Source organism: Pseudarthrobacter sulfonivorans, from assembly GCF_014712225.1.
In the GTDB taxonomy this organism is placed as follows: Bacteria; Actinomycetota; Actinomycetes; order Actinomycetales; family Micrococcaceae; genus Arthrobacter; species Arthrobacter sulfonivorans.
In genome coordinates, this window is sequence record NZ_JACXBW010000012.1 from 22,843 (window position 1) to 44,008 (window position 21,166).

Below are 21,166 nucleotides of genomic sequence, written 5' to 3' on the forward strand. Positions count from 1 at the left end.
ACGGCGGGCCGGTCACCTCGAGGTGACCGGCCCGCCGTCGTCAATTAACCCGCGAAGTCCTACTTTTTGCCCTGGTTCGCCACTGCCAGGATGGCCTCGGCGGCGGCGTCGGGGTCCAGGTACGTGCCGCCCGGCTTGATCGGCTGGAAGTTCTCGTCCAGGTCGTAGACCAGCGGGATGCCAGTGGGGATGTTCAGGCTGGCGATGGCGTCGTCGCTGATGCCGTCCAGGTGCTTGACCAGGGCCCGCAGGGAGTTGCCGTGGGCGGTGACCAGGACGGTCTTGCCGGCCTTCAGGTCTTCCTTGATGTCCGATTCCCAGTACGGGAGCAGGCGGACCAGCACGTCCTTGAGGCACTCGGTGCGCGGCAGGGCGTCGCCAAGGTCCGCGTAGCGCGGATCGTGGGCCTGGGAAAACTCGCTGTCGTCCGACAGGGGCGGCGGCGGGGTGTCGTAGGACCGGCGCCATTCCATGAACTGCTCTTCGCCGAACTCGGCCAGGGTCTGGGCCTTGTCCTTGCCCTGCAGGGCGCCGTAGTGGCGTTCGTTCAGGCGCCAGTCACGCTTGACGGGGATCCACCCGCGGTCCGCCTTGTCCAGGGTGATGTTCGCCGTGTTGATGGCGCGCTTGAGCAGTGACGTGTACAGGACGTCGGGGAGGATGCTGTTCTCCACCAGAAGCTCACCGCCGCGGGCCGCTTCCTCGCGCCCCTGGTCGTTAAGGTCAACGTCCACCCAGCCGGTGAACAGGTTCTTGGCGTTCCATTCGCTGTGGCCGTGGCGCAGCAGAATCAGCTTGTAAGTCATGATTTTTATCCTAGCCGAGCCACGCTGCAGCCCGTTTTGCGTTACGAAGATAGGGTTGGGCCGTGGTGCAAAAAGCTGAACGGGTGAGTGCTTCCCAGAACCGGGGCCGAAAGCCGGTGGGAAACGTCACCCGCGGCACCACCAACCCGAACCGGATGCGCCGCGTGGACCGCTGGCTCACGGGACCACAGGCCTGGCGATTGCGTGCCGCCGCAGACCCGCTGGTGGTTGACCTGGGCTACGGCGCAACGCCGGCCACCGCCGTCGAACTCTTTGACCGCCTCCGCGCCGCCCGGCCGGACGTGCGCGTCGTGGGGATTGAGATCGAACCGGAACGGGTCCGTGCGGCCAAGGCGCTGGAACGGCCGGGACTGACCTTCCAGGCGGGCGGCTTCGAGTTGCCTGTACCGGGGCGCCCTGTCCTGGTCCGTGCCTTCAACGTCCTGCGGCAGTATGAAGAGGCTGACGTTGCGGGTATCTGGCGGCTGGTCCAGGACCGGCTCTCCCCCGGCGGGCTTTTTGTTGACGGGACGTGCGACGAGATCGGCCGCCGGGTGACCTGGATTGCCCTCGACGCTGAACGGCCGCTGTCCCTGAGCATGTCCGTGCGGTTCGGCAGCTTTGGCCTGCCCTCGGACATTGCCGAGCGCCTGCCGAAGGCCCTCATCCAACGCAACGTCCCCGGCGAACCGGTGCACCGGCTGATGCAGGCCATGGACCGGGCCTGGCTGGAATCGGCTCCCCTGGCCTCGTTCGGCAGCAGGCAGCGCTGGCAGGCGATGTGCAAGGCACTGCGCGACGGCGGGTGGCCCGTTCAGGACGGGCCGTCGCGGTGGCGCCTGGGTGAGCTGACGGTGGACTGGGAAGCCGTGGCGCCTAACTGATGCGCCGTGGGCCCACGCCGGCAGGCTTCCCTGAGCGAGCTTGCGAGCTAAGGGTGCCGGTGGGGCGGGTTCCCTGAGCGAGCTTGCGAGCTAAGGGTGCCGGTGGGGCGGGTTCCCTGAGCGAGCTTGCGAGCTAAGGGGGCCGTTGGGGCGGTCACCAGCCGTAGGGGCGGCTGCCGCCGCGGCCGGCGTCCTTGACGGCGGGGCGGACGTCGGCGAGGTAGACGGAAGCTGCCACCACGGCAGCCAGCCCGAACAGGCCGAGGGTGCCGAAGATGCCGCCGCTGCTGAAGAGGGAGATGACGCCGATGAGGGTGGCGCCGGCGGTCAGCGCCAGCCAGAACGTCTTGGTCCGTTTGCCGGTGGCTTCAAAGGCTGCGGACTTGTGGCGGACGCAGTCCAGCAGCGCCCACGCCTCCAGACACAGCGCCACCAAGGCAAGAATAAAAAATACTGCCGTCTCAACGTATGAAATCATCACTCGACCGTCCACCGTCCAAGCCTAGCGGCCCAGCGAGTCGAGCGCCTGCTTCAAATCGGCCCAGAGGTCCTCAACATTCTCGATGCCCACGCTCAGGCGCACCAGATTCTCCGGAACGCTGAGCGGCTCGGCAGTATGCCGGCGGCGCCGCTCGATCAGTGACTCGACGCCGCCCAAGGAGGTGGCAGGCAGCCAGAGTTGCAGGGCGCGCACCAGCTTGTCCGCAGCGTCCGCTCCGTCCAGGCCGCCAACCGGCGCGATCTGCACGCACACGATCGATCCGAAGCCCTTCATCTGGGATTTCGCACGTTCGTGCCCAGAGTCGGTGGAAAGCCCGGGGAACCGGATACTTCCGACCAGCGGATGCTTGCTGAGTCGTTCGGCCAGGACTGCCGCTGACGCCTGCGACCGTTCCACCCGCAGTGCCAGGGTCCGGAGTCCGCGCAGCGCCAGCCAGGCCTCGAACGGGCCGGCGATGCCGCCGTGGATGGTGCGGTTATGCAGCAGCGCGGCCCGGATGTCGGGGTTTGAGGTCACCAGGGCGCCGAGGACCACGTCGGAATGTCCGGCCAGGTACTTGGTCACTGAATGCAACACCACGTCCGAGCCGAGGGACAACGGCTGCTGGACCAACGGGGTGGAGAACGTGTTGTCTGTGACCACGATGGCGCCCACCGCATGGGCTGCGGCTGTCAGCTCGCGGAGGTCGGCGATGCCCAGCATGGGGTTGGTGGGGCTTTCCAGCCACAGCATCCTGGCAGCTTTGGCATCCGGACCCTGCGGGGCCAGCTGTTCCTTCACGGCGTCCGTGTCCGCGATGTCCACGGTCCGGAGCTCCAGGAACCCTTTCTGCGCCAGCTCGCTGGCCATTACCAAAGAGCCTGCGTAGCTGTGCGTGGGCATCACCAGGACCCCGCCGGCGGGCAGCAAGGACAACGCGGAACTCACCGCCGCTAGCCCCGAGGCGTAGAGCAGGCCGGGCAGTTCGGACCCCTCCAGCTGGCCCAGGGCCTCTTCGAAGGGATCCCAGGTGGGGTTGGCGTAGCGCCCGTAGCCGCGGTCGCCGTCGCCGAGCGCTCCGGTGCCGAAGTACGTCGAGGACAGCACGATGGGTGCGTTGACTGGTTCGTCGTGCTTACGCGGGGGCCGGCCGGCGGCAACCACCACTGTTTCGGCGGACAGGGAGGCTGCGTGCTGTTCCGTGAGACTCATGGTCAAAACCTTACTTCGACGCGCCCGGGCCCCTGAAGTCGGTAGGCTGGAGCAGTGACCATCACCAACAGCCCTGGACTTTTCATCGCCTTTGAGGGCGGTGACGGCGCCGGGAAATCCACGCAGGCGGCTCTGCTGGCCGAAGCCCTCGAATCCCGCGGCCTGACAGTCCTGCGGACCCGGGAACCGGGCGGGACACCCATCGGCGAAAAGCTGCGTTCCCTGGTCCTGGACCACGGCCATGGTCACATTGATGCCCATACCGAGGCCCTGATCTTTGCAGCCTCGCGTGCTGCCCACGCCAGTCAGGTGATCCGGCCGGCGCTGGAGCGCGGTGAGGTTGTCCTGACTGACCGCTACATCGACTCCTCCGTGGCGTACCAGGGGGCCGGGCGCGATCTCGGCGCTGATGCCGTCCGTTCGCTCAATGAATGGGCCACCTCGGGGCTGCAGCCTGATCTCACTGTGCTGTTGGACGTGGACCCGGCTGTCGGCCGGCGCAGGCGGACTGCCGGGGCCGCCGCGGAAGACCGGTTGGAATCCGAAGCTGACGAGTTCCACACCACCATCCGTGACGCCTTCCTCGAGTTGGCCGCCAACCGACCGGACACGTACCTCGTCCTGCCTGCCCACCTGGCTGTCCACGATCTCGCGGCGCGGATCCTGGCCAGCATCGACTCCCTGCTCGCGACTTCCCGGGGTGCCGCGTGACGGTATGGGATGACCTCCAGGGCCAGCCCGCCGTCGTCGAACAGTTACGGCAGGCGACCCTCGGTGAGGGCCTGACCCATGCCTGGCTGTTCACCGGGCCGCCAGGTTCCGGGCGTTCCAACGCCGCGAAGGCGTTCGCGGCGGCCCTCAACTGCGACCAGGAGGACGTGACCAGGCGCGGCTGTGGCGAGTGCCACGCCTGCCAGACCATCCTCGGCGAGACGCATTCGGACGTGACGTTCGTCCGGACCGAGAAGGTCACCATCACCATCGACGAGGCGCGCGACCTGGTCTCCACGGCAGGAAACCGTCCGTCATCCGGGCGTTGGCGGATCATCGTGGTGGAGGACGCGGACCGCATGGCCGAACGCACCACCAACGTCCTGCTGAAGGCGATCGAGGAACCTACCCCGCGGACCATCTGGATGCTGTGCGCGCCATCGCCCGCTGACGTGCTGGTGACCATCCGGTCCCGCTGCCGTGCTGTGGCCCTGCGCCTGCCCCCGGCCGCCGACGTCGCGGCTTTGCTGGTGAAGCGCGACGGCGTGGAACCGGCCCTCGCCGAACGCGCGGCCCGCGCCGCACAAAGCCATGTGGGGATTGCGCGCCGCCTGGCGCGGGATCCCGAGGCGCGTGAACGCAGGCTGGAAACCGTGAAGTTCCCGCTGGGGCTGCGGGGGGTCACCGCGGCGGTGATGATGGCGGACAAGCTCGTGAAGATCGCCACCGCCGAAGCCAATAGTTCCAATGAAGAGCGCGACGCCGCCGAAAAGGCTGCGCTGCTAGCCACCCTGGGTGCCCCTGAGTCCGGGACGCTGCCGCCGGCCATGCGAAGCCAGATCAGGCAGCTGGAAGAGGACCAGAAGCGGCGGGCCAAGCGGTCCATCACCGACTCGCTGGACCGGACCCTCACGGACCTGCTTTCCTTTTACCGGGACGTGCTGATTATCCAGCTGGGGAACAGTGTGGAGCTGGTGAACGTTGAACTCAGGAGTGAACTGGAGGAATTTGCCGGCCGGTCCGCCCCGGAGACCACGCTTGCCCGCATGGACGCCATCAACAAAGCCCGCCAACGCATCACCACCACCAACGTTGCTCCGCTGTTGACCATTGAGTCCATGGCAGCCAGCCTGATCTAGCCCTTCCAAGGAGACCTCTCGAATGACTGCTCGCCCCTTGCCCGCACGCTCCCGATCCCTGGGGAGCGGACTGCGGGCTGCCGGCGCCCTGGTTCTGGCCCTGACGCTGGCATCGTGCAGCCTCCTTGGCGATCGCAAGGCGGACGAAGTGCCCGCCACGGGCAAGGCGGATCCCTCCATTGTGGCTTCCGCCCCCGCCGGGCTCGACTCCTTCTATTCGCAGGAAGTGGTGTGGGAGCCGTGCGAAAACGGCTTCCAGTGCGCCAAGGTGACCGTGCCGATGGACTACGCGAATCCTGGCGGGGACAAGATCCAGCTCGCTGCCCTGCGGGCTCCCAGCACAGGCAAGAAGACCGGCAGCCTGCTGGTCAATCCGGGCGGCCCGGGCGGCTCCGGCTACGACTTCGTCAAGGACGCCGCCGAGACTCACTTCTCGCAGTCCGTCCGGGCGAAGTATGACCTGGTCGGCTTTGACCCCCGGGGCGTCAAACGCTCAGCCCCCGTGAAGTGCATGACGGATGAAGAGCGGGACGCGGCGCGGGCCAAGATTTATGACCTGGAAACAGATGCCGGGCTGGCCACTGTGCTGGCGGACAACAAAGCCATCGCCGAAAAGTGCGCGGCCCAGACTGGACCCTCCCTCGGCCACATCGACACCATCAGCGCGGCCAAGGACCTGGACATCCTCCGTGCCGTGGTGAACGACACGAAGCTCAATTACCTGGGCTACTCCTACGGCACCTTCCTCGGTTCCACCTACGCCTCGCTGTTCCCGAACAACGTGGGCCGGATGGTCCTGGACGGCGCCCTTGACCCGTCCATCAGCAATGAGGAACTGACAATGGGCCAGGCCGTTGCCTTCGAGAAGGCCATCAGGTCTTACGTGGCCAGCTGCCAGCAGGGAGACGCCTGCCCGCTCACCGGCAGCGTGGACAGCGGAGTCCAGCAGATCCGCGGCCTCATCAACTCTGTCCAGGAGAATCCGCGCGTGGCGAAGGACGGCCGAACGGTCAACGCCACAATGTTCGTCAGTGGCCTGATCACTCCCCTCTACAACGACCAGAGCTGGCCCGCCCTGACCCAGGCCCTCGCAGCCGCCGCGACAGGTGACGTGAGCCTGATGCTCCGGCTGGCAGACCTCGGCGCAGACCGCGGCTCCAACGGCAAATACACCTCCAATTCCGCCTTCGCCTTCAGCGCCATCAACTGCCTGGACTACCCCATGGTCTCCGACCCGGCGTCCATGCGTGCCGAAGAGCGGCAGCTGCGGCAGGCTTCACCCACCCTCGGCTACTTCTTCGCCTACGGCGGCACCAACTGCGTGGACTGGCCGTACAAGAATGTGCGGACCCCCGCCCCGGTCGAATACACCGGTGAGTCCCCCATCGTGGTCATCGGGACCACCGGAGACCCGGCAACCCCGGTGGAATGGGCAGCATCCCTGCGCAAACAGCTGGGCAACGCCTCGCTGCTGACCTGGCAGGGCGAAGGCCATACTGCGTACGGGCGGGCGAACAGCTGCCTGGAGGACGCGGTGGACAGCTACTTCGTGGACGGCAAGGTCCCTGCCGACAACACCGTCTGCTGAACTGACGTCCGGTCCCATTTTGACCCGGACGGCGGGACTCTATTACAGTTGACTCTTGCATGAACCGCCCGGTTACGCCGGGAGATTCCATGCGGTGCTTCCTTAGCTCAGTCGGTAGAGCGTTTCACTCGTAATGAAAAGGTCATCAGTTCGATTCTGATAGGAAGCTCGGGACAAACCCCCTAGAAACCACGGTTTCTGGGGGGTTTTTCGCTGGTTAAGCTGTGAAGGCCCTTCGAGGTGAGGGCTATGGCACACTTTGAACGCCTTCTGAACACAGTCGGCCCCTAGATGACCCCGGAGCCCGCCGCGGCCAAGGCCGCCCTCCGCCGCTACCGGGAAGGGTTCGGCTTCCAGCCACGAACGGCTGCTACCTGGTCCTGGACGGCATGGCGGACGTCCTGGAGTGATCGGCTTCCAGGACGCCGCCCTGTCGCTCGGTTGGTGGCTGACGCCCTTCGACGTCTTAGCTGCCCAGGCTGGCCCGCGCCTCTGTGTCCCTGCGCCGTTACTCGGGGTCGAGGGCGACGGCGGTGGCCCCCGTGACGATGCCCTGGTCGTTGGCGTTCAGCCGGAAGTCCACGGACAGCCCGCCCAGGGTCCGGCACGCATCAGGCCGGATTGGGTCCCCGGGCTGAATGGGGTCCAGGGGCTGGAACCGGTAGCTGCCGATGAACAGTGGGGTTGTGGTGTTCAGGGTGAACTTCTGGGCGCCGGTCGCTTTGCATGACGGGACGGGCCCTGATGACGCCCGGTGGTTCCGGCCGTACGCGGTTCGCAGCGGAAGTGGCTGGTCCGGCTGATCCTGCACCCGGGCGGGCAAAAGCCTTAAGATGCCCTTTCTCTCGAAGGTCGATGGCGGGGTGTAGTCCGGCCAGGTTCCCCACGGACCATCTTTTCGCTCAAGGCCTTGGATAAAATCAAGCTTCAACGCTTAGTCGACCGAGGACCCGGCGCCCGTCAGGCCGATAGAGCCCCAGGAGAGCAGAGAGGCCAGCCATGGACTTCACCCCGTCCGCTGAACATGAACTCGACCCCTTTCCCCGTTACAAACGAATGAGGGAAACTGCCCCTGTCTTTTTCGACGAACAATCGGGAAGTTGGCAAGTCTTCCGGTACGAAGACGTTCAGCGGGCACTGTCCGAATATGCAACTTTCTCGTCACACATGGGCGGTGACGATGGATCAGGGTCCGGCCAACTGTTCGCCTCGAGCCTGATCGCCACCGATCCCCCGAGGCACCGGCAGCTACGATCCCTGGTCACCCAGGCGTTCACGCCCAAAGCCGTGGACGCGCTGGCTCCCCGCATCGCCGGGCTCACGGACGAGCTTCTGGAGGGGATCGCGGCCCGCGGCAGCGCAGACCTGATTAAGGAATTGGCGTACCCGTTGCCGGTCATAGTGATCTCCGAACTCATGGGCATCCCTGCCCAGGACCGTGAGCGCTTCAAACACTGGTCCGATGTGATTGTCAGCCAAACGCGGACCGGTTCGGCCAGTGAGGATCACTCCGCCGCACACACAGAGATGACGGAGTACTTCCTGGCCCTGATCGACCAACGAAGGAGCCGGCCCGGCGAGGACCTGGTCAGCACCCTGCTGTCCGCCGAGATTGACGGCCAAAAACTGACGGTGCCCGAACTGCTCGGGTTTTGCGCTTTACTGCTCGTCGCCGGCAACGAGACCACCACCAATCTGATCGGCAACGCCGTCATGTGCCTGGCTGAGTCGCCCGGCACCATCGACCGCCTCCTGAGGGAACCCGCCCTGCTTCCCCAGACCATTGAAGAAGTGCTGCGCTTTCGGTCGCCGGTCCAGTCCATGTACCGGGTGACGGTCGCGGAGACAACCCTGGGAAACGAACTGATTCCCGCCGGCGCACCGATCGTGGCTTGGATCGGCTCCGCCAACCGCGACGAGCGGCAGTTCCAGCGGCCTGCTGAGTTCGACGTCGACCGCGGCCAGAACCGGCATCTGGCGTTCGGCCATGGCATTCACTTTTGCCTCGGCGCGCCACTGGCCCGGCTCGAAGCCAGGATTGCACTGGATGCCCTGCTGTCCCGTTTGCCAGGGCTTTCGCTGGCCCAGGGAGCGCACCTGGAACGAATGGAAAGCACCATCATCTATGGGCTGAAGGCACTCCCGGTCAGTTGGCAGCCGGCCTGACCGGCAACGGCCGTCAGGCTTCAGGAAGCGCGGGAAAACCCCCTAGAAACAAGGCTTCCAGGGGGTTTCTCGCTGGACGGCGGCCTAGGGTGCTACCACCACGGCCGGCGAGCCCTCGTTGAGCGGGTTGGCCCTGGTGGAGGGGGCGACCACCCCGAACTCGTAGCCCTTCGCCCGCAGTGCGTCGATGGTTTTGGCCAGGTAGGTCCACTGCGACGAGGGGCAGGACAGGACGTCCTCGGCATCATGGAGCAGGATGATCGCGCCGGGTGCCGCCTCGTCCATCACATACTTCTGAACGCCGGCCGCGCCGGGGCACTCAAAGTCACCGGGTTGGCCGACATGCCAGCGCCAGAGGATTCCGCCGGTCATGCCGATGGTCTTGATGTAGTTCAGGGAGTAGGAGGTGCTGTTGCCGAACGGGAAGCGCATGAGCTTGGGCGCCTCGCCGGTGGCGGCCTTGATGGCGCTGTTGGTGCGGTCGATCTGCTGCTTCTGCGCCGCTTGGCTGATGTCGGGGAAGTTGGCGTGGTCCCAGGAGTGGTTCCCGATGACATGGCCCTCGGCCTTGATCCGGCGGACGAGGTCGGGGTACTGCTGGGCGTGGGAGCCCTCGAGGAAGAACGTCGCCTTGACGCCTTTCTGCTTGAGGACGTCCAGGACGAACGCGGTGCGCTGGGGCGAGGGCCCGTCGTCGAAGGTCAGGCCAATCAGCGGTTTGTCGGCTGCCTGGGCCGCCACGGCGGGGCCGCCGGCCAGCAAGGCGAAGGCCAAGCTCGCGGCGGCCAGGGCCGTTACGGCAAATTTGCTCTTGCTCATGATGCTCATCTTCCCTTCTTCAAGATGGTCCTCAACTTTGCTAGATGAGCACCTTGGGGCGCCGCTGAGGCGGCGTAGACAGCAACTCTGTCGGCATGCCCGCGGGGCATGGGCGGCGCAGGGCACCTGGATGTCAACCCCGAAGTCGGGGTTCCCAGGAGGGCTGCAGCGCTTGCAAAGTCGCCGCTCCTATATGTTCATTTGGCTAACAGGTGGACGCCCGTCGCCATCCCACAATCGCACGCTTCCGTCCACGGCGGCCTCGGCGGGTACCCCCTAACTTCAGAATTAGGTACCCGCTACTGGTGAACCAGGTCCGGGGTTGCTCCTAGTGTGGAAGCCCGGGCCGGCGGTGAGTGGTGCGGACCGAGACCGTACGCACTACCCCCAGCCACCGCCGGCCCCACTACCTTTCGCCACCCGGCACAACTCTGGCGGGGCGCCCTGGTGCTGCGGTCAACCGTCCATCAAGTAGTTGCTGCTGAAGCGCATCGACGGACGCGTGGGCCGATAGCCGAAACCAGACTCGAGCGGCGGCGTCGGCTTCGTGGATGCAAATGGGAAAGTAGGCCGCCGGCACGGCGACACCGTTGCCGAATGCAGGGGCATTCGGGTGTCCATATGGCCAAAATCGAGTACCGCCTACTCGTGTTTTCGCCCTTGCCAGCCCGTAGCGTCCATTACATGTCCTGGGGGACGTTGAGAGGTTTGTCGACGCTCGGGGGAAGATTATGAACGCCAATGCTTTACCGCTACTGGATCGGGCAGTTCTGCAAAAGCTGCGGGACGGGCTCGACGACGAAGATATCTGCAAGCACTTCGTCCTCAACTTCATCGCGCTGCTGCCCGACAGGGCTGAAAAAGTGCGCCTCACGCTCACGACAGGGGATCTGAGGGGCGCACTGGACGCGGTCCTCAGCCTTAAGTCGTCCAGCCAGATGGTGGGCGCGGAACGCCTCGCAGAGTTTGCGACCGATCTGGAGCACTCCCTCCGCGTTGACACCCACTACGCTGAGCCGGCCAGGCTGCTGCCACAGCTGGCGGCCGCCAACATCGCACGGATCACCAAATGCGGCCGACAGACCACAGACCTGCTGCAGAAATACGTTGCGTAAACCGACGAACCGCCGTGCGGTGCCGGAGCCGTCACAGCGGAGATCGAACCGTTCATTGGTTTCGAGCCACTTCCTAAGGGCGCCACATGCATTCCCTGACCTTGATCTGTATCGTCCTTGCTGCGGCAGTACTCTGGGTGGTCATTATTTCGAGCATGCTTGGCCTGCTCGGCCGTGCTGAACGCCGGTCAGGGCTGAGGGCTCCGCACAGGAGTGCTCATGGCACCGGGAGGAGAAGCGGGCACAGAGGCCCGGGAAGACTGAAGGTACGCCACCGAAGGCCTCGGCGGGTGCCGGCGCGCCCCTGAACGGGGCGCTGGGCGGCATAAATCGGGGCCGGCTGTCCGGACCCGGTGGAGCGGACCACGCTTCCAAAGCAGTCTTAGCCGCCCGGGACCACGAGCTCTATGGGCGGGACCTCCGACGGGCCACCGCATTGCGCCGAGCCTCCCACGCGCTTCCATTCAAGGTTGGCCTCCTTCTCGATGAGCACCACTCCTGTGGCCGTCAGGGCCTTGGCCGTCACGTGGCCCGGGGAACTGAGGTTCACCGTGAACCGCCAGGTGTCGGCGTCGACCTGTTCGGCGTAGAACGGGGCCATGGACGGCGGAGCCTCAGGCGTAACAGGAGCTGTGGGACCCAGGGGCATAGTGGAGACAACGCGTGGCGGTGCGTTCCCGGGCTCCGGGAACAATTCTGAACACGACCCATCGGCACACAACTGCACTGCGCCCACACGCGGGGCGTCGCCAGCCAATTCCACTGTGACGGAGTTGACCCACCCGACCGCGGGACAGGCGTTTACGCAACCGGCCACCGGGAGACAAACCCCCAACAGCAGGACCGCCGGCCGGACAACGAGCCCCCACACGCTTCTCATGCGGTCAGTCTAGGCGTGCGCATACCCGGGACCGGCGCGCGCTCCACCTATGATGGCGTGCATGGACGACAAGGCGCTCACAGCCATCGCGCTGGATCTGTACGCCCTGCCATTTGACGAGTTCATGGCAGCCAGGACAGCCGCGGCCAAGGCGGCCACCGGTTCCGGGAAGGAACTCCCCGCCGCCGTCAAAGCCCTGCCCAAACCCTCAGTGGCGGCTTGGGCCGTCAACATGATGGCTGTGCACGAGTCCGCTGTGCTCGCGCAGCTCGCCGACCTCGGCCAGCGGATGCGCGCCGCACAGTCATCCCTTGATGCCCGTGCCCTCCGTGAACTGGCGCGGGAGCGCCGCGCCCTGCTCAGTGACGCAGTCGACACCGCCCGTTCAGTCGCCGAACGCCATGGACGCGCCATCAGCGCCACCATCGCATCCGACGTCGAGCGGACCCTTGGTGCGTTGATCACGGACGAAGGGGCCGCGGCCGCCGTCCAAAGCGGGCTGCTGGTCCAAACACTGTCCGCCGACGGCGTGGAAACGGTGGACCTCGACGGCGCCGTGGCGGTTCCCGGCACGGCGCCGGCGCCACGCGTCGCCCCGCCGCACACCAGCTCCCCACCCGCTGCAGCCGCACCAACCCAAGAAGAACAGAAGGAACGGACGACGGCGGAACGCACCGCCCGCCAGCCTGCTGACCAGCCACGTCTGAGGGCTGTCCGGGAGACCCCGCGGCCGGCGTCCCCTTCCGCTTTGGAGAAGGCCAAGACCGTTTTGGCCGGCGCCAAGGCAGCGGAGGAGGAGGCTGCCAGGCTGGCAACGGAACGGCGGGACCAGCTGGCGGAGACAGAGGAAGAAGTCGCCGGGCTGACCCGCGAAACCCGGGAGCTCCGGGAACGGCTGAAGGCCGCCGAGGAACGGCTGGACAGTGCCCGGAAGTGGCTGTCCACGGCCGTAGCCGAAGCAAAGCAGGCAGCAAGGGCGGCAGAAAAAGCACAGCGTTCAGCCGTGCTCGCGCAGGAGCGGGTACTCCGGCTGGGCAACACGCGGGACTGATAACCGGTGATTGTCAGACCCCGGTTGCAGACTGGATTTATGGAAAACAAACTCGCTCACGAATTCCACGTCACGTACTTCGACGCCGACTGTGGCCGGATCCGCAATGAAAGCTTCGACTCCCGGATGGAGGCCGAGCGTTTCGCCAGCCGGCAGTGCGCCGGCGAGGAATCCTGGGCAGTCATCGACGAAATTGCCGTGGAACAGACGCGCATCGCCGCCTGAGGCTTTCCGGCTCGCTTCAGCCGGAAAGAGTCTCCGACCGACCACCGGCGGCGTCCTCCGCGAGCCGGCGCTCGGCGTCGGCCACCTGCTCAAACACCGATTCCGCGCGGCGGCGCACCGAAGCTGCCCCCACCGGGACAGGTCCGACGGCGAGCCGCAGCATGGCGGCAGCCTCGGCAGTGGTGGCCAGTGAGTTGCCTGCTTTGGACAGCGACCGGTGGACACCGGCCAACGCCCCCGGAATGTCGAGCCCGTCGCTGGGCGACCGCCGCTGGGCCTCCACGCAGACCGTACGCACACGTTCCAGGAGCCCGGTCAGCTCATTGGCGATCTCCACCAGTTCGGCGTAAAGCCGATCGTCTTCCACACCCTCAAGCACCTGGTGATAGCGGTCCAGTCCCCGGTGGAAGCGGTCGTGAGCGCGGCGCCACAGGCCCTGGCCGAGCTCGGCGTCATCCTTGCGCCCTTGGCGGGCGGCAGTAAAGAATCCCACGAAGAACCTAGAGGTACTGTCCGGGGCCGTGGTCCGGGTCTTCCGGCTGGCCCGGCGTGGCTGCGCCGGGACGCTGCCCTGCCGTGGCCCGCTGCGGCTCCCCGTTCTCCCCGATGACTACACCCGGGGCAATCATGGTGCCCGGCGGCAACTGCTTCAGCTGCATCTGCGCAACGGCATGCTCCCGCGCGGCGTGCTGGGCAGCGATGGCTGTCTGGATGCCGTGGAAGAGGCCCTCCAGCCACCCCACCAGCTGGGCCTGGGCGATCCGGAGCTCGGCGTCCGACGGCGTGGCATCATCCGGGAAGGGAAGGCTAATCCGTTCCAGTTCCGCCACCAACTCCGGGGCCAGCCCGTCCTCCAGCTCCTTGATGGAACGCTCGTGGATCTCCGCCAGGCGTCCGCGGGCGGCGTCGTCCAGCGGGGCTGACTTAACTTCTTCCAGGAGTAGCCGGATCATGGTGCCGATCCGCATGACTTTGGCAGGTTCGTCCACCAGGTCCTGCAGGTTGCTGCCCTTGGCGGTACCAGCTTTCGTGCCGGCAGCCGCCGGACCGGTTGGGACAGGCCCGGCACTGGCTGGCCCAGCCGGGCCGCCATTGTCGAGGGTGGTGCCCTCAACCGGGATGTCGTCAGGCTGAGTGTCGTTCGGATCGCTCATGCGTTCATACTCTCACGCGCCGGTGATGCCGGGTCCAGTCGATGACGCCGCAGGGCAGGCGCCGCAAAAATTGATGGCGCAGCCCGGGTGCTGGCGCCGTGCCGTGCAGTGCATGACTCAACACGGCCGGTGACGCAGCCGCAGAAGCCGGCCAGCCGGAGATGGCTGGCCGGCTTCAACTGGCGGGCGGGGTTCACCGGGCTGGCCAGGTTCAGCAGCACCGGCCCTGCGGGTTGGCGTCCTGACGGTCTGTGTGGTCCCGCCAAAACTCGCGCTCCGTCAGGGGCGGCTCGTGGTGCCCGGCCGCATGGTGGTGCTCCAGGTACTTGGCGTACGCATCCGCCCCCATCACGCCGCCCAGGTACCGGGCAAAGCCCCGGAAGCCGGTGGCGACTGCAAGGCCGGCGTTCATCAGTTGTGCCCCGCCCTTTCAAACCGCAGCTCGGCCGGCAGCTTGTTCCACTCGGCCAGCAGTTCCTTTTCAGCCGGTGTGGGAATCAGCCCGGCGGGAGCGAAGACGCGGGACGGACGTGCCGGGTCTTCGTTGTCCTCGTTGGGCATGCCGGCCTGCTGGTTCCGGAAGGCCCGGATGGTTGCCACGACGGCCATGGCGATCACGATGATGCTCAGCACCACAAAGATCACCGACAGCCAGCCCTGAATGGCGGTGTTGCGCACCACTGCTTCTATGGCGGCAACGCTCTTGGCCGTGCCGAACTCGGTCTTGCCGTCAGCGAGTGCCTTGCTGAACGCCGCGTTGTTGGCGAAATAGCCGACGGCAGGCGTGGACGAGAAGATCTTCTGGTAGCTCGCCGTGATGGTCACCACGGCCGCAAACGCCAGCGGCACCGCAACGATCCACAGGTACTTGAACGATCCGCGCTTGGCCACAATGGCGAGGCACACCGACAGCGCAATCGCCGCCAGCAGCTGGTTGGCGATACCGAACAGCGGGAACAGTGTATTGATTCCACCGAGGGGGTCCGTCACGCCCATCAGGAGCACCAGCCCCCAGGCTGCCACCATGACGGCGGTGCACAGCCAAGCGCCGGGACGCCATGAGTGCTCCTTGAACTTCGGGGCAAAGTTACCGATGGAATCCTGCAGCATAAAGCGCGCCACACGCGTTCCGGCGTCGACTGCGGTCAGGATGAACAGCGCCTCGAACATGATGGCGAAGTGGTACCAGAACGCCATCATTGCCGTACCGCCAATGAACTGCTGCATGATGTGGGCGAGCCCCACCGCAAGGGTGGGTGCGCCACCGGTACGGGAGACGATGCTTTCCTCGCCGACGTTCCTTGCCGTCTCGGCAAGCAACTCCGGGCCGATGTTCACGCCGGACAGTCCCAGGCTGTTGACCCACGCGGCCGCGGTTTCCACCGTTCCGCCGGTGAGCGCGGCGGGCGAGTTCATGGCGAAATAGAGTCCGCGGTCAATGGAGATGGCCGCAACCAGCGCCATGATGGCGACAAAGGATTCCATGAGCATGCCGCCGTAGCCGATGTAACGGCTCTGCCGTTCCTTCTCGATCAGCTTGGGCGTAGTGCCTGACGAGATCAGCGCATGGAAACCGGACAGGGCACCGCAGGCGATGGTGACAAACAGGAAGGGGAACAACGCGCCAGGGAAGACAGGCCCGTTGTCCCGGCTTGCGAACTCACTGAAGGCCGGGACAGTGATCTCCGGGCGGACCACAATGATGGCCAGCGCAAGCATCACGATCACGCCGATCTTCATGAACGTGGACAGGTAGTCACGCGGTGCCAGCAGCAGCCAGACCGGCAGGATGGCGGCGATGAAACCGTAAACAATGAGTCCCCAGGCAATGGTGACCTTGTCCAGGGTGAAGAACGCGGCACCCCAGTCGGTATCGGCCACCAGGCCACCGCCAATGATGGCAGCCATCAGCAGCACAAAACCGATCAGGGAGACTTCCATGATCTTGCCGGGGCGGAGGAACCGGAGGTAAACGCCCATAAAGAGGGCGATCGGGATGGTCATGCCCACCGAGAACACACCCCAGGGGCTTTCCGCGAGGGCATTGACCACCACGAGCGCCAGGATGGCGACGATGATGACCATGATCAGCAGTGTGGCTATCAGCGCAGCCGTGCCGCCGATGACACCGAGCTCTTCGCGCGCCATCTGGCCCAGGGAACGGCCGCCGCGGCGCATGGAGAAGAACATGACCACGTAGTCCTGGACCGCACCGGCGAGGACGACGCCGATAATGATCCAGATTGTCCCCGGGAGGTAGCCCATCTGGGCGGCGAGGATGGGACCCACCAGCGGGCCGGCGCCGGCGATGGCGGCAAAGTGGTGGCCGAACAGGACGTTGCGGTCTGTCCGGACGTAGTCTTTTCCGTCGGCCTTGTACTCAGCCGGTGTGGCGCGGCGGTCATCGGGTTTGGTGATGTACCGCTCGATGACCTTGGAGTAGAAGCGGTAACCGATCAGATAGGTGCAGACCGAGGCGAACACGAACCAGATGGCGTTGACGGTCTCGCCACGGATGATGGCCACCATGAACCAGGCCACACCACCGAGCAGTGCGATGGCTGCCCAGAGTGCGATCCTGGCCGGCGTCCATTTTTTGTCTTCAGCCTCGCGGACTGCGTCATCCACGGCAGTGGGTGGTAGGTCCGGACTGGCGGTCAGCGGGCCGCCCCGTTTTGCTGAACCTGCCGGTTCCTCAGGCCTGTTGGCCATGTCTCCTCCTCGAGAATTCCTGCTTCAATCGGTTGCTCCAAGGCACCCTACCAACGCGGCATTGCCGCCAAGGCGGCCCCATGCCGGCGTCGCGTGTCCATGCGGTGAACGGCAGGCTGGAGGCGCTCAGTGACAGACCTGTTGCCTCTTACCGTAGGCCTGCCCCTGCCATTGGAAAAGACCCAACTCTGTAACGGAATACGGCTGCTCACCCGTTTCGGGACTGGTCAGGTTCCCACCTCGCGGCGCGACACCGGCAGCTTCGCCCTCGTAAAGAGCCAGGCCAGGACCGCGCCGGTCAGTGGCACCGCCACCAGCAGCGCCGCCAGTTGAAGCCAAGGCACGACGGCGGTACGCGCCATCCCCGTGGCGGTCACCAGCAGGAGGGCCGGGATGGTCCCGGCAACGCTTCCGAGCAGGGTTCCGATGCCTCCGGTCATCAGCGCTTGGGATCCTGCGAGCGCCTTGCGCAGCCTGGACCAGCAGGGCGCCGTCGTCCACCCGCATGCCGGCCGCAGCAGCAGCTTCCGGAGACAGTATCCCGTAGTAGGGCACATTTGACCTCAGGTTCCAGGACCACCGCCGCCACCTCCGCCCGTCCCGCCTCTCGCCCGGGCGATGGCCACCCGCTGCTGCTGGCCGCCGGACATCTGATCCATAAACCGGTCCGCCAGGTCCGGAATACCTACCTGCCGCAGCGCGTCCAGGGCCTGGCGTGGCGCCTTCCTGGCGGCGGTCCCGTCCAGCTCCAGGGGCAGTGCCACATCTTCGCAAGCAGTCAGGGTGGGCACCAGGTTGAAGTCCTGGAAGACGTAGCGGACGGCGCGGCGGCGCAGCCGTGCGAGCCCGTTCAGTCCCAGCCCGCCCAAGGGCGTCGACTCGACTAAGACGCCGCCCGACGTCGGCCGGTCCAGTCCCCCGGCCAGCGCCAGGAGGGAGGATTTCCCGGAACCGGACGGTCCCATGACCGCGACGAACTCACCCGCGCTGATGGCGAGGTCCACCTCGCGCAACGCGGCGACCGCCGTCGCTCCTTCCCCGAATGTCCTGCTGACCTTGGCGAGCTCCAGGACCTGCTGCGGCCCCCGGACCCTCATCGCCGCGTCTCCGCAGTGAGCGGGGCAGCCTCTTCCGTGGTGACCCCGTTGGACGATTTACGTGTGTTTCCCTGGCCGTTGGCGCCCTGGCCTGCCGCCTGCGCCTGCGCCTGCTGCACCATCCGCGCTTCGCACAGATCCAGCCAGCGGACCTCCGCTTCCGTCTGGAAGATGAGCGAATCGAGCACCAGTAGCCAGGCTGTGTCCGCCGCCCGCTGGGTGGCGGCCGTGTCCCGCCGGGACTTGGTGTAGTCCTGCAGCGCCCGGATGGAGGCCACCCGCTGGGCCTGGATGACGGCCTGCACGTCCACGCCGGGCAGCGTCACCGCGAGCGCGAGTTTGATGGCGAGCTCGTTGCGCGGCGGGTTGGCGCGCTCCACGGGGGCCGCGAACCAGCCCTGCACCTCTGCCTTGCCGGCAGGGGTGATGCTGTACACCACGTGGCCTTCGCCGTCGCCGCCGTCGTTGCTGACCAGGCCGTCACGTTCCAGACGGTCCAGGGTGGTGTACACCTGCCCGATGTTCAGCGGCCAGGTGGCGCCGGTGCGGTTCTCGAACTCAACCCGGAGCTGGTAGCCATAACGCGGCTGGTCCTGCAGCAGGGCGAGGAGGCTGTGGCGGATGGACATGTGGCTCCTAGCGGGGACGTCAGCACCGGCAGGCACAGACCCCCAAGCCCTGTGCATACCGCGTATGGCTAGAGCCTAGCCCCGCGTTCCCCCGAAGGCAATACTCAGTATTTACCGCCCGAAAAGCCCGGCCCGCTACATCACCAGCAGGATCTTGCCGACGTGATCGCCGCTGTCGAAGTACCGGTGCGCTTCGCTGACCTGGTCCAGCGGAAAGGTCTTGGCCACCAGCGGCCGGATCCTGCCGTCGGCGATCAGCGGCCACACGGACTCGCGCACCGCATTCATGATGGCGCCCTTCTCCTCGACCGGACGCGGCCGCAGCGCCGTGGCCACCACGGCAGCACGCTTCCGCAGGAGCTGGCCGAGATCGAGCTCCCCCTTGACCCCGCCCTGCAGTCCGATGACCACCAGCCGGCCGTAGTCAGCGAGCGCATCAACGTTTTGCGCCAGGTACTTGGCCCCCACGACGTCGAGGATGACGTCGGCCCCCTTGCCGCCGTTCTGCCGGCGCAGGCTGTCTGGAAATTCTTCTTCTTTGTAGTTGATGGCGATGTCCGCCCCCAGGAACGCCTTGGCTGTGCCAACCTTCTCGTCCGACCCCGCGGTGGTGGCCACCCTGGCGCCAAAGGCCTTGGCCAGCTGGATGGCCATGGTGCCGATCCCGCCGGTGGCTCCGTGGATCAGGACGGTCTCGCCGGCCTGCAGCTGTGCAGTCATGATCAGGTTCGAGTACACCGTGGTTGCCACCTCTGGCAGGGACGCGGCAGTGACCAGGTCCACGCCGTCAGGGATCCTCAGGACCTGCTCCGCCGGCACGGCAACCTTCTCCGCGTAGCCTCCGCCGGCCAGCAGGGCCACCACTTTGTCACCCACCGAGAACGCCTTGGTGACGCCGGGGCCGAACCCGGCGATCCTGCCGGAAACTTCCAGCCCGGGGATCTCGGACGCACCGGGCGGCGGCGGATAAAAGCCCCTTCGCTGCTGCACGTCCGCCCGGTTCAGGCCTGCGGCGACGACGTCGATCAGCACTTCGCCCTCGCCGGGGACCGGATCGTCCACTTCGCGGACTTCCAGCACCTCCGGACCACCAGGTTCTGCAATGTAGACGGCTTTCATGGCCACTCCCGTTTTCTAGCTGATTCGTGCCCCGGAACCAGTCTGCACCGGACGCACGGCAGACTCTGTTTTGTTGCAGCCAACTGCCTATGAAACACTACTCGTTAGGGAAGGTTGTCCGAGCGGCCGAAGGAGCTAGTCTTGAAAACTAGTGTGCGGTAACCCCGTACCAAGAGTTCGAATCTCTTACCTTCCGCGACAGGAACCCCGGTTTGCCAGCAATGGCGGACCGGGGTTCCGTCGTTTCCGGGCCGTGCGCCCTGGCTGAGGCGACCCATTGAAACTGTCAGGGCCCCGGCATAGGGTCATTTCTGTTGCCACCCCTTCAACGAAAGAGTCCACTATGCCTGCACCCGAGATCACCCCCGGCGCACCCTGCTGGATTGACCTGATGACGTCAGACATCGCCAAGGCCCGCCAGTTTTACGGCGAACTCTTCGGCTGGGAGTACCAGGCCGGAGACGAGGAGAAGTACGGCGGCTACACCACCGCCCGGAAGAACGGCAAGACCGTGGCCGGGCTGATGCAAAAAGACGCGGAACAGGCCGGCATGCCCGACGTGTGGTCCACCTACCTCCGCTCAGATGACGCGGAAGCCACTGCAGCCGCAGTCACGGCCAACGGCGGCCAGGTTTACATGCCGCCCATGGATGTTCCGGAACAGGGTCACATGGCTATCTTCGGCGACGCCTCGGGCGCAGCGGTCGGCGTGTGGCAGCCGCGCGAAATGAGGGGGTACGAACTGGTTGCCGAGCCTGGCGCTGCTGCGTGGCATGAGCTTCACACCAAGGACTACGACGCCGCGGTGAAGTTCTATCAAAACGTCTTCAAGTGGGAAACGGATGTCATGAGCGACACTCCGGACTTCCGGTACACCACCCTGGGCGCAGGGGATTCTGCCAAGGCGGGCATTATGGACGCCTCCGGCTACCTGCCGGCAGAGGTTCCGTCCAACTGGCAGGTTTACTTCAACGTGGAAGACGCCGACGCCTCGATCGAGAGGGCTGTTTCACTGGGCGCCGCGGTGCTTGACGGCCCCGAGGACTCTCCCTTCGGACGCCTGGCAACGCTGGCCGACCCCACGGGTGCGATCTTCAAAATCATCGCATAAGTAAAATTCCTCGAAAAAATACCGGCCGGGCAGCTTCCCACAAAGCTACCGGCCGGTATTCTTTTTGTGATGGCCGACACCTGGGGGTGATCGGTCACCTTTCGACCCTGCAACCCAACACCGCAAACAGCGCTACACGGGGAAGCAACCTTGCGTTCATCCAGTGCTGTTTTGATGTGCCGGACACCACCTGACCAGGAGCGGAGTCCGGTTTCCCTGTCCGTAGGAACAACCCGGGCACATTCCATCGGGTCCCCCCATCCGGGG

At 65.8% G+C, this 21,166-nt stretch carries 22 protein-coding genes, 2 tRNA genes and 1 pseudogene; 11 read left to right on the top strand and 14 right to left on the bottom strand.

Features of this window, described 5'->3' with window-relative positions; translation table 11 throughout:
- Positions 1-59 precede the first annotated feature (59 nt).
- Positions 60-806, bottom strand: coding sequence for a phosphoglyceromutase (locus IAQ70_RS15505; protein ID WP_190990221.1), 747 nt, complete (start codon positions 804-806; stop codon positions 60-62).
- Positions 807-868: 62 nt separating this feature from the next.
- Between IAQ70_RS15505 and IAQ70_RS15510 the strand changes: the two genes are divergently transcribed.
- Positions 869-1,690 (top strand): class I SAM-dependent methyltransferase, encoded by an 822-nt coding sequence (locus IAQ70_RS15510; protein WP_190990222.1) that lies wholly within the window; start codon positions 869-871, stop codon positions 1,688-1,690.
- A 154-nt stretch (positions 1,691-1,844) separates the two neighbouring features.
- Here the strand turns inward: IAQ70_RS15510 and IAQ70_RS15515 are convergent, their stop codons facing one another.
- Both IAQ70_RS15515 and IAQ70_RS15520 read right to left on the bottom strand, forming a co-directional pair.
- Complete coding sequence (locus IAQ70_RS15515; protein WP_223860158.1) at positions 1,845-2,168, bottom strand: DUF2516 family protein; 324 nt, start codon at positions 2,166-2,168, stop codon at positions 1,845-1,847.
- Positions 2,169-2,192: 24 nt separating this feature from the next.
- Positions 2,193-3,383: a trans-sulfuration enzyme family protein gene (locus IAQ70_RS15520; RefSeq protein WP_190990224.1), complete on the bottom strand. Its 1,191-nt coding sequence runs from the start codon at positions 3,381-3,383 to the stop codon at positions 2,193-2,195.
- A 60-nt stretch (positions 3,384-3,443) separates the two neighbouring features.
- Here IAQ70_RS15520 and tmk point away from each other — a divergent pair, with 60 nt between their 5' ends.
- The 4 genes from tmk (at position 3,444) to IAQ70_RS15540 (ending at position 6,990) form a co-directional block, all read left to right on the top strand.
- Positions 3,444-4,094 carry a dTMP kinase gene (gene tmk, locus IAQ70_RS15525; protein WP_190990336.1) on the top strand — a complete coding sequence of 217 codons (651 nt, stop codon included), beginning with the start codon at positions 3,444-3,446 and terminating at the stop codon, positions 4,092-4,094.
- Positions 4,091-5,233, top strand: coding sequence for a DNA polymerase III subunit delta' (locus IAQ70_RS15530; RefSeq protein WP_190990225.1), 1,143 nt, complete (start codon positions 4,091-4,093; stop codon positions 5,231-5,233). Before tmk ends, IAQ70_RS15530 begins: the two co-directional genes overlap by 4 nt.
- Before the next feature lie 22 nt (positions 5,234-5,255).
- Positions 5,256-6,821 (top strand): alpha/beta hydrolase, encoded by a 1,566-nt coding sequence (locus IAQ70_RS15535; protein WP_190990226.1) that lies wholly within the window; start codon positions 5,256-5,258, stop codon positions 6,819-6,821.
- A gap of 96 nt (positions 6,822-6,917) precedes the next feature.
- Positions 6,918-6,990, top strand: a tRNA-Thr gene (locus IAQ70_RS15540).
- A gap of 339 nt (positions 6,991-7,329) precedes the next feature.
- Here the strand turns inward: IAQ70_RS15540 and IAQ70_RS15545 are convergent.
- Positions 7,330-7,632, bottom strand: coding sequence for a hypothetical protein (locus IAQ70_RS15545; protein WP_190990227.1), 303 nt, complete (start codon positions 7,630-7,632; stop codon positions 7,330-7,332).
- A gap of 188 nt (positions 7,633-7,820) precedes the next feature.
- On the opposite strand from IAQ70_RS15545, the gene IAQ70_RS15550 reads away from it, so the two are divergent.
- On the top strand, positions 7,821-8,987 hold the full coding sequence (locus IAQ70_RS15550) for a cytochrome P450 (protein ID WP_190990228.1): 1,167 nt from the start codon (positions 7,821-7,823) through the stop codon (positions 8,985-8,987).
- 84 nt (positions 8,988-9,071) lie between these two features.
- Here the strand turns inward: IAQ70_RS15550 and IAQ70_RS15555 are convergent, their stop codons facing one another.
- Positions 9,072-9,806, bottom strand: a complete 735-nt coding sequence (locus IAQ70_RS15555; protein WP_190990229.1) for a polysaccharide deacetylase family protein — start codon at positions 9,804-9,806, stop codon at positions 9,072-9,074.
- Positions 9,807-10,537: 731 nt separating this feature from the next.
- Here IAQ70_RS15555 and IAQ70_RS15560 point away from each other — a divergent pair.
- A complete protein-coding gene (locus IAQ70_RS15560; protein ID WP_190990230.1) occupies positions 10,538-10,921 on the top strand; it encodes an Hpt domain-containing protein in 384 nt (127 codons plus the stop codon).
- Positions 10,922-11,303: 382 nt separating this feature from the next.
- On the opposite strand, the gene IAQ70_RS15565 is transcribed toward IAQ70_RS15560, so the two are convergent.
- Positions 11,304-11,522, bottom strand: a complete 219-nt coding sequence (locus IAQ70_RS15565) for a hypothetical protein (RefSeq protein ID WP_190990231.1) — start codon at positions 11,520-11,522, stop codon at positions 11,304-11,306.
- Between the two features lie 340 nt (positions 11,523-11,862).
- On the opposite strand from IAQ70_RS15565, the gene IAQ70_RS15570 reads away from it, so the two are divergent.
- Complete coding sequence (locus IAQ70_RS15570) at positions 11,863-12,852, top strand: dihydrolipoyllysine-residue succinyltransferase component of 2-oxoglutarate dehydrogenase complex (protein WP_190990232.1); 990 nt, start codon at positions 11,863-11,865, stop codon at positions 12,850-12,852.
- Between the two features lie 39 nt (positions 12,853-12,891).
- Positions 12,892-13,077: a hypothetical protein gene (locus IAQ70_RS15575; RefSeq protein ID WP_190990233.1), complete on the top strand. Its 186-nt coding sequence runs from the start codon at positions 12,892-12,894 to the stop codon at positions 13,075-13,077.
- Positions 13,078-13,093: 16 nt separating this feature from the next.
- Here IAQ70_RS15575 and IAQ70_RS15580 read toward each other — a convergent pair whose 3' ends face one another.
- The 8 genes and pseudogenes from IAQ70_RS15580 to IAQ70_RS15615 form a co-directional block, all read right to left on the bottom strand.
- On the bottom strand, positions 13,094-13,570 hold the full coding sequence (locus IAQ70_RS15580; protein ID WP_190990234.1) for a hypothetical protein: 477 nt from the start codon (positions 13,568-13,570) through the stop codon (positions 13,094-13,096).
- Between the two features lie 7 nt (positions 13,571-13,577).
- Positions 13,578-14,231 carry a bacterial proteasome activator family protein gene (locus tag IAQ70_RS15585; RefSeq protein WP_190990235.1) on the bottom strand — a complete coding sequence of 218 codons (654 nt, stop codon included), beginning with the start codon at positions 14,229-14,231 and terminating at the stop codon, positions 13,578-13,580.
- A gap of 211 nt (positions 14,232-14,442) precedes the next feature.
- Positions 14,443-14,643: a YbdD/YjiX family protein gene (locus IAQ70_RS15590; RefSeq protein WP_190990236.1), complete on the bottom strand. Its 201-nt coding sequence runs from the start codon at positions 14,641-14,643 to the stop codon at positions 14,443-14,445.
- On the bottom strand, positions 14,643-16,943 hold the full coding sequence (locus tag IAQ70_RS15595; protein WP_190990237.1) for a carbon starvation CstA family protein: 2,301 nt from the start codon (positions 16,941-16,943) through the stop codon (positions 14,643-14,645). Before IAQ70_RS15595 ends, IAQ70_RS15590 begins: the two co-directional genes overlap by 1 nt.
- Positions 16,944-17,170: 227 nt before the next feature.
- Positions 17,171-17,383 (bottom strand): hypothetical protein, encoded by a 213-nt coding sequence (locus IAQ70_RS15600; protein ID WP_190990238.1) that lies wholly within the window; start codon positions 17,381-17,383, stop codon positions 17,171-17,173.
- 168 nt (positions 17,384-17,551) lie between these two features.
- Positions 17,552-18,040: pseudogene (locus IAQ70_RS15605) on the bottom strand (ABC transporter ATP-binding protein); the annotation flags it as partial.
- Positions 18,037-18,669 (bottom strand): PadR family transcriptional regulator, encoded by a 633-nt coding sequence (locus IAQ70_RS15610; protein ID WP_190990239.1) that lies wholly within the window; start codon positions 18,667-18,669, stop codon positions 18,037-18,039. The pseudogene IAQ70_RS15605 and the gene IAQ70_RS15610, both read right to left, overlap by 4 nt.
- A 135-nt stretch (positions 18,670-18,804) precedes the next feature.
- Positions 18,805-19,788, bottom strand: a complete 984-nt coding sequence (locus IAQ70_RS15615; RefSeq protein WP_190990337.1) for an NAD(P)H-quinone oxidoreductase — start codon at positions 19,786-19,788, stop codon at positions 18,805-18,807.
- A 108-nt stretch (positions 19,789-19,896) separates the two neighbouring features.
- On the opposite strand from IAQ70_RS15615, the gene IAQ70_RS15620 reads away from it, so the two are divergent.
- Positions 19,897-19,984, top strand: a tRNA-Ser gene (locus IAQ70_RS15620).
- A 147-nt stretch (positions 19,985-20,131) separates the two neighbouring features.
- Entirely contained in the window at positions 20,132-20,899 is a 768-nt protein-coding gene (locus tag IAQ70_RS15625) for a VOC family protein (RefSeq protein ID WP_190990240.1), read from the top strand.
- Positions 20,900-21,166 lie beyond the last annotated feature (267 nt).